A 7,669-nucleotide genomic window follows, 5' to 3' on the forward strand; every position below is an offset into this window, starting at 1 on the left:
TGACAGCTGAATAAAGGCCCGGAAAATCTCAGCCCCGCTTGGCGCGGGCCGCGGCGCGACCGCGTGTGGCGGCGTCGAGCACGACCTTGCGGATGCGCACGTGCTCCGGAGTGATCTCCACGCATTCGTCCTCGCGGATGAACTCCAGCGCCTGCTCGAGCGAGAGGATGCGCGGCGGGATCACCTTCTCCGTCTCCTCGCTGGTGGAGGAGCGCATGTTGGTGAGCTTCTTCTCCTTGGTGATGTTCACGTCCATGTCGTCGGACCGGGAGTTCTCGCCGATGATCATGCCTTCGTAGACCTCGGTCGTCGGCGAGACGAACAGGGTGCCGCGCTCCTGCAGGTTGAGCATCGCGAACGCGGTCACCGGGCCGGACCTGTCGGCCACCAGGGAGCCGTTGTTGCGGGTGCGCAGCTCGCCGAACCACGGCTCGTAGGAGTCGAACACGTGGTGCACCAGGCCGGTGCCGCGGGTCTCGGTGAGGAACTCCGTGCGGAAACCGATCAGGCCACGAGCCGGCACCACGAACTCCATCCGGATCCAGCCGGTGCCGTGGTTGGTCATGTGCTCCATGCGGCCCTTGCGCACGGCCAGGAGCTGGGTGACCGCGCCGAGGTATTCCTCCGGGCAGTCGACCGTGAGGCGCTCGACCGGCTCGTGCACCTTGCCGTCGATGGTCTTGGTGACCACCTGCGGCTTGCCGACGGTCAGCTCGTAGCCCTCGCGGCGCATCTGCTCGACCAGGATGGCCAGCGCCAGCTCGCCGCGGCCCTGCACCTCCCAGGCGTCGGGCCGGTCGGTGGGCAGCACGCGCAGCGACACGTTGCCGACCAGCTCCTTTTCGAGGCGGTCCTTCACCATGCGGGCGGTGACCTTCGAGCCCTTGACCTTGCCGACCAGGGGCGAGGTGTTGGTGCCGATGGTCATCGAGATGGCCGGCTCGTCCACCGTGATCAGCGGCAGCGGGCGCGGGTCGTCGGGGTCGGCCAGCGTCTCGCCGATCATGATGTCCGGGATGCCGGCGATGGCGATGATGTCGCCGGGGCCCGCCTCCTCGGCCGGCTTGCGCTCCAGGGCCTCGGTCATGAGCAGCTCGGTCACCTTGACGCGCTGGATCGAGCCGTCGGTGCGGCACCAGGCTACCTGCTGGCCCTTGCGCATCACGCCCTGGTGGATCCGGCACAGCGCGATGCGGCCGAGGTAGGAGGAGGCGTCGAGGTTGGTGACGTGGGCCTGGAGCGGCGCGCTCGGGTCGTACGTCGGCGCGGGGATGGTCGACTTGATGATGTCGAACAGCGGCTCAAGGTCGGGCGAGTCGGGCATGCCGCCGTCTTCTGGGCGCTCCATGGAAGCCCGGCCCGCCTTGGCGGAGGCGTACACGATCGGGAAGTCGATCTGGTCCTCGGTGGCGTCGAGGTCCATGAACAGCTCGTAGACCTCGTCCACGACCTCCTTGATGCGGGCGTCGGGGCGGTCGACCTTGTTGATGCAGAGGATGACCGGCATCTTCGCGGTCAGCGCCTTGCGCAGCACGAAGCGGGTCTGCGGCAGCGGCCCCTCGGAGGCGTCGACCAGCAGCACGACGCCGTCGACCATCGACAGGCCGCGCTCGACCTCGCCGCCGAAGTCGGCGTGGCCCGGGGTGTCGATGATGTTGATGGTCATGCCACCGTGCTTGACCGCGGTGTTCTTCGCGAGAATGGTGATGCCCTTCTCGCGCTCGAGGTCGTTGGAGTCCATGACGCGGTCGTCGACGTCCTGGTTCGCGCGGAAGGCCCCGGACTGCCAGAGCATGGCGTCGACCAATGTGGTCTTGCCATGGTCGACGTGCGCGATGATCGCGATGTTCCGCAGGTCGTCGCGGCTGTTCAAAGGCATGATGACGTCTCGCTCTATGTGAGGTGGGGTCGGCCGCGCGAAGTCGCGACCACATAAGTCTAGTTGATCCCCTCTGATGCCAGCGCGGGCGCGAGGCGGGAGGCAGGATATGCGGGTCTACATACTTGGGACACCCCTGTACGCGTGGGAAACCTCACGTACATAGCGGGTTGCACAATTGTGCGCATGGCAATCGTGGCCCGCGTCCCTAGATTGTCGGCATGACGTGGACAGAGCTGGTGATGGCCGCGGCGCCGACTCGGGGGGATCAGCCGGCGGTGAGCGATGTCAGGACCGGCGGGGTGCTGTCATACGCCGCGTTCGTCAAACGCGTCACCCGTGCCGCGGCGGGCCTGCGCCGCCAGGGTCTGCGCTTCGGTGACCATGTCATCGTCAACGTCCCGCTCGGCACGACGCTTCCCGTCGCGGTCCACGCCGTGGCCTGGGCGGGCGGGGTCGCGGTGCTCGCGGCCTCGGGGGCGGCCCGCTTCATGATCACTCAGGGCCATTACGACTCCGCCGTGGCGAAGGTCGAGCAGGTCTTCTCGTTCCGGCCGGTGCCAGGGGCGAAGCCGTTCAGCGAGCTGATCGGTGAGCGCACCCTCGAGTTCGGCCCGCTGGCGGGCCCCGCGATCGTCGTCGACGGCGTGCGGACGTTCCGCCATGACGCGCTGGCGAGCGACCTGCGCAAGCTCGCCTCCCGCCTGGTGATCGACAAGGACGACGTCGTGATCAGCGCGGTGAGTGAGCCGTTCAGGGGGCTCAGGGTGGTCGATCTGGCGATGACGGCGGGCGCGCACGTCGTCGTCGCGCACGAGCCGAGCCTGATCGGCTGCCGCGTGCTGGCCGCCGAGCGCCGGGCCACCATGGTCGTCGCGCCGTATGACCTGGCCAGACGGCTCCTCGGTGACCCCATTCTGCGTGTCGTCGACGAAAGGGCGATCGTTAGCTCGCTTGGGCTGTGAAAAGTGCGACACTGTGGGAGAGTGTGATCCTTCAGCGACGCAGGGTGACCACATGCCAGAGCCCCCCAGGCACAACCTTCCCGCTGAGCCCAACCGGTTCGTGGGCCGCGAGCGCGATCTCGACGACCTGCGCGGTCTGTTCGGCGAGACCCGCGTGGTCACGCTGTGCGGGGTCGGGGGCATCGGCAAGACCAGGCTGGCGCTGCGCGTCGCCGCGCGGCTCGTGCCCGCCTACCCCGACGGCGTCTGGCTGGTCGAGCTGGCCAGGGTGCACCGCCCGGAGCTGGTCGATCAGGAGATCGGCCGCGTGCTCGGCGTGTGCGAGGAGGCGGGCCGCCCGGTTTTCGCCACCGTGACCGACCGGCTGCGCGATCTGCACTGCCTGCTGCTCCTCGACAACTGCGAGCACCTCATCGACAGGTGCGCCGAGGCGAGCGCGGCGCTGATCGCGGCCTGCCCGCGGCTGAGCATCCTGGCCACCAGCCGGGAGCCGCTGCGCATCGCCAGCGAGCTGATCTGGCGGGTGCCGCCGCTCGACCTGCCCGACATGGGCACTCCCGACGCCGAGTCCGTGCAGCTCTTCATGGACCGGGCGGCGGCCGCCGGCACCAGGCTGGGCAGCGACAGCCTGACCGACGTGGTGCGTCTGTGCCAGGCGCTCGACGGGCTTCCGCTCGCGCTGGAGCTGGCCGCGGCCCGCACGAGCCTGCTCAGTCCCGGGCAGATCGCCGACCGCATCGACGACCGGTTCTCGCTGCTCACCACCGGGGGCCGCACCGCTCCCGCCAGGCAGCGCACGCTGCTGGCGGCCGTCGAGTGGAGCTACGACCTGCTGTCGGAGAAGGAGCAGGTGCTGCTGCGCAGGTTGTCGGTGTTCCCCCGCGACTTCGACCTCGACCTCGCCGAGCAGATCTGCGCCGGTGAGCCCATCTCCGAGGCGGAGATCGTCGATCTGCTCGGCGGGCTGGTCGACAAGTCCCTGGTGCTGTGCGAGGAGAGCCGCAGGCGCTACTGGCTGCTGGAGACCATCAAGCGGTACGCGGTCGAGCGCCTCCAGCAGGCCGGCGAGCGCGAGCTCCTGCGCGAGCGCCACCTCCACGTGCTCTGCGAGCTGCAGGAGCGCCACTTCATGACCGAGATGGTGGAGCAAGGAGTGCCGTGGGCGCGCCGGCTGGCGGCGCTGACCATGAGCAAGAGCCTCGTCGACGACCAGCGGGTGGCACTCGACTGGGCGGCCGAGTCCGGCAACGTCGAGCTCGCCCTGCGCCTGTGCGCCTCCAGCACGGGCCTGCTGCCCATCTGCGGCAACCTCACGGAGATCGTCACCTGGGTCGAGCGGCTGCTCTCGCTCGACCTGACGCATGTGCCGCCCGAGCAGATTGCGCAGGCCAAGGCTTATCTCGCCTACGGGCTGGAGGCCAGGGACGAGCTGAGCCGCGCCCTGGAGCTGGCCGAGGAGAGCCTGGCCGGGATGTCGCCGTGCAATTTCTACGCCCGCTCCGTCATGCACAGCCTCATCGTCGTCGTGCTGCTGCGCATGGGCAGGCCCGAGGACGCGGTGCACCACGCGGAGAAGGGCCTGGCCGTGGCCACCCGCTCGGGCGACGCGTGGAACCAGGCGGCGGGGCTGGCCGGGCTGTCGGCGGTGGCCCTGACCCGCGGCCGGCTGCGCGAGGCGCAGCGGCTCGGCGAGGAGGCGCTCGCGCGGGCCCGCGAGCACGGTCATCGCTGGATCATGGCCAGGACCGCGACCCAGCTCGGCGCGGTGGCCGAGTTCCGCGGCGACCTGGTGACCGCCAAGGCCCAGTACGAGATGGCCGTCCCATGGCTGCGCGAGCTGGGCAGCGACCTCGATCTGTCGCGCTGCCTGGCCAGGATGGGCAGGGTGGCGGCGCTGCTGCGCGAGTTCGCCACCGCTCGGAAGTGGCTGCACGCCAGCCTCGCCCTCGGCAGGGAGACCGGGCAGCGGCAGAGCGTGGCCCGCTCCCTGGTGGGGCTGTCCGTGCTGGCGGAGTGCGAAGGCGATCTTGAGGGCGCCGTGCTGGCCGCCGCGGCGGCGGCCACGCTGCGCGAGTCGATCGGGCAGCAGTCGTCCACGATCAGGATCGAGGAGCTGCTCGGCCGGGCCCGCACCAAGCTGGGCGACGGACGCACCGCCTCGCTGTGGGCGCGGGGGCGGGCGATGAGCCCCGACGACGCCGCCCGCCGCGTGCTGGAGGGCGATCGGGTGCCGCAGAAGACGCCCGTGGCGGCCGAGCCGGTCAAACACTCGCTGCTGACCGCCCGCGAGCAGGAGATCGCCGGCCTGCTCACCCGTGGGCTGTCCAACCGGGCCATCGCGGCGGAGCTGGTGATCAGTCCCGCGACCGTCGCCCGGCACATCGCCAACATCATGGAGAAGCTCGGCTACACGTCCCGGGCGCAGATCGCGGTGTGGGCCGCCAAGCGCCCGAGCCCGCCGGCCTGACAGCCGGTACGACACCCTCGCGTCGGGTGTGTAGGCGGCGCGCACGGAGGGTATTCGGTAAGGCTCAGGGCAGTGGCGGCGCTTCTGCATAAGGATCTGCATATTCCGCCCCATGTATGCACGAGACCCCCTCCCTACGGTGGGCCACATGGATGAGCGGATCGTCATGGTGGACTCGGGCACGGGCCTGAAGCTCACCGAGGAGCAGCTGGACGAGAGGTCCGCCGTCGCGACCGTCCAGCTACGGCGCAGAGGCGTACGCGAGGGTGACACCGTGCTCATCTGCCTGCCCGTCGGGTGCGACCTGCTGGTGGCGGCCGCCGCGGTGATCGCCGCGGGAGGAGTCGTCTGCCCCGTGCCCGCGGAGCTCGACGCGGGCGCCCTCAGGGACCGCATACGGGCGAGCGGCGCCCGCGTGATGATCTCGGACGTCCCGCAGGCGCTCGACGCGGCGGACGAATCACGCGTGCGGATCGTGATGAGCGTCGCCGACCTGGGCGTCCTGCATTCATATCCAGCCAGTCGCGAACTCTGCACGGAAAGTGATCGCGCCAGGTCCTGAAGCGGTGGAGACTATGCACGGATGTGATCCTCCCGCTACCCAGTTGGGCCCCACATGACCACGCGACTCCTGCACAATCTCCCCGCCGAGCCCAACCGTTTCGTCGGGCGCGCCCGCGACCTGGCCGAGCTGGCGGCGCTGGTCCACGAAGAACGCGTGGTCACGCTGAGCGGCGTCGGCGGCATCGGCAAGACCCGCCTGGCCCTGCGTGTGGCGGCGCAGCAGGCGCACCGCTTCGCCGACGGCGTGTGGCTGGTGGAGCTGGCCCGCATCGGCAACCCGGCGCTGATCGTCAACGAGCTGGCCGAGGTGCTCGGCGTACGCGACGAGGTGCCCGGGCGGCTGCTCGACGGCCTGCGCACGCGCCTGCGCACGGCCGGCGCGCTGATCGTGCTGGACAACTGCGAGCACCTGGTCGACCGCTGCGCCGAGCTGGTGGCCGACCTGATCGCCGAGTGCCCGGAGCTGCGGTTCCTGCTCACCAGCCGAGAGCCGCTGCACATCCCCGGCGAGCTGATCTGGCGGGTGCCGCCGCTGGAGCTGCCGGATGAGCGGCATCCCGAGGCGGAGTCGGTGCTGCTGTTCGTGGAGCGGGCACACGCGGCCGGCGCGCGCGGGGTGAGCGGCAGCATGGACGACGTCGTACGCCTGTGCCACGCGCTCGACGGCCTGCCGCTCGCGCTGGAGCTGGCGGCGGCCCGCACCAGCCTGCTGGGCCCCGGCCGCATCGCCGACCGCATCGCCGTTCGCAAGGGCGACCGCTTCAACCTGCTCACCATCGGCGACCGCACGGCCCCCGCCAGGCAGCGCACGCTCCTGGCCACCGTCGACTGGAGCCACGAGCTGCTCCTGCCCAAGGAGCGCGTGCTGCTGCGCCGGCTGTCGGTCTTCGCCGGGCTGTTCGACCTCGGCCTGGCCGAACGGGTGTGCGCCGACGGCGGCATCGTGCGCAAGGTCGACGTGCTCGACCTGCTCGGCGGGCTGGTCGACAAGTCCCTGGTGCTCCACGACGCCGCCGGCCGCTACCGCCTGCTGGAGACCATCAAGCAGTACGCAGCCGAGCGCCTGGAGGAGGCGGGAGAGGCCGGGCGCCTGCGGGACAGGCACCTGAAGGTGATCTGCGAGGAGATGGAGCGCGGCCACGAGGCGGCCTCGCTCGACCGCAGGCCGTGGCAGGAGCGGTTCGCGCACTTCACCAAGGGCCGCGCCCTCCTCGACGACGCCAGGAACGCGGTGGACTGGGCGGTGGAGCGGAACCATCCGGTGTTCGGGCTGCGCCTCGCCCGCGTCGCGCTGGCGATGCTGGCTTCCCGCGGGGATCTGGGCGAGAGCGTCGGCTGGCACGAGCGGCTGCTCGCGCTCGACCTGTCCGGCGTGCCCGCCGACCTGGTCGCGGTGGCCAAGGGCGCGCTGGCGTACGGGCTGGAGCTCGCCGACGAGCTGGCGGGCGCGGAGGAGCTCGTCGTGCAGAGCGTCGAGGAGCAGAAGCGGCATCCGTACACGTACTGGCTGGGCATGACGTACGGCGTGGCGCTGACCGTGTTCTTCCGCACCGGGCAGAGCGAGAAGGCACGGCGTTACCTCGAGGAGCTGGAGGCGGCGGCCACCGCCCACGACGACCTGTTCAACCTGGCCACGGCCAGGATCGCCCAGCTCAACCTGGCGCTGTTCAGCGGCGGGCTGCACCAGGCCCAGCGCTACGGCGAGGAGGCGCTCGCGCTGGCCAGCGCGGCCGGGCACCACTGGACGGTGGCCAGGGCGGTGACCCACCTGGGGGCGGTGGCCGAGGGGGCGGG

At 70.7% G+C, this 7,669-nt stretch carries 5 protein-coding genes; 4 read left to right on the forward strand and 1 reads right to left on the reverse strand.

All coding sequences use genetic code 11. The annotated features are described in order from the left end of the window. Positions 1 to 28: 28 nt before the first annotated feature. Positions 29 to 1,879, reverse strand: a complete 1,851-nt coding sequence (gene typA / locus ABN273_RS22545) for a translational GTPase TypA (RefSeq protein WP_349450921.1) — start codon at positions 1,877 to 1,879, stop codon at positions 29 to 31. A 221-nt stretch (positions 1,880 to 2,100) separates the two neighbouring features. Between typA and ABN273_RS22550 the strand changes: the two genes are divergently transcribed. The 4 genes from ABN273_RS22550 to ABN273_RS22565 form a co-directional block, all read left to right on the forward strand. Further along, a complete protein-coding gene (locus ABN273_RS22550) occupies positions 2,101 to 2,844 on the forward strand; it encodes an AMP-binding protein (RefSeq protein WP_349450922.1) in 744 nt (247 codons plus the stop codon). Between the two features lie 52 nt (positions 2,845 to 2,896). After that, positions 2,897 to 5,311, forward strand: coding sequence for a LuxR C-terminal-related transcriptional regulator (locus ABN273_RS22555; RefSeq protein WP_349450923.1), 2,415 nt, complete (start codon positions 2,897 to 2,899; stop codon positions 5,309 to 5,311). 148 nt (positions 5,312 to 5,459) lie between these two features. After that, the gene (locus ABN273_RS22560; protein ID WP_349450924.1) at positions 5,460 to 5,873 is read left to right on the forward strand and encodes an AMP-binding protein; all 414 of its coding nucleotides are present in this window, start codon (positions 5,460 to 5,462) and stop codon (positions 5,871 to 5,873) included. Positions 5,874 to 5,927: 54 nt separating this feature from the next. After that, on the forward strand, positions 5,928 to 7,669 hold a 1,742-nt coding region (locus ABN273_RS22565), incomplete at its 3' end, for an ATP-binding protein (protein WP_349450925.1).

Origin of the sequence: Nonomuraea sp. B19D2, assembly GCF_040137845.1 — a bacterium.
Classification (GTDB): Bacteria; Actinomycetota; Actinomycetes; order Streptosporangiales; family Streptosporangiaceae; genus Nonomuraea.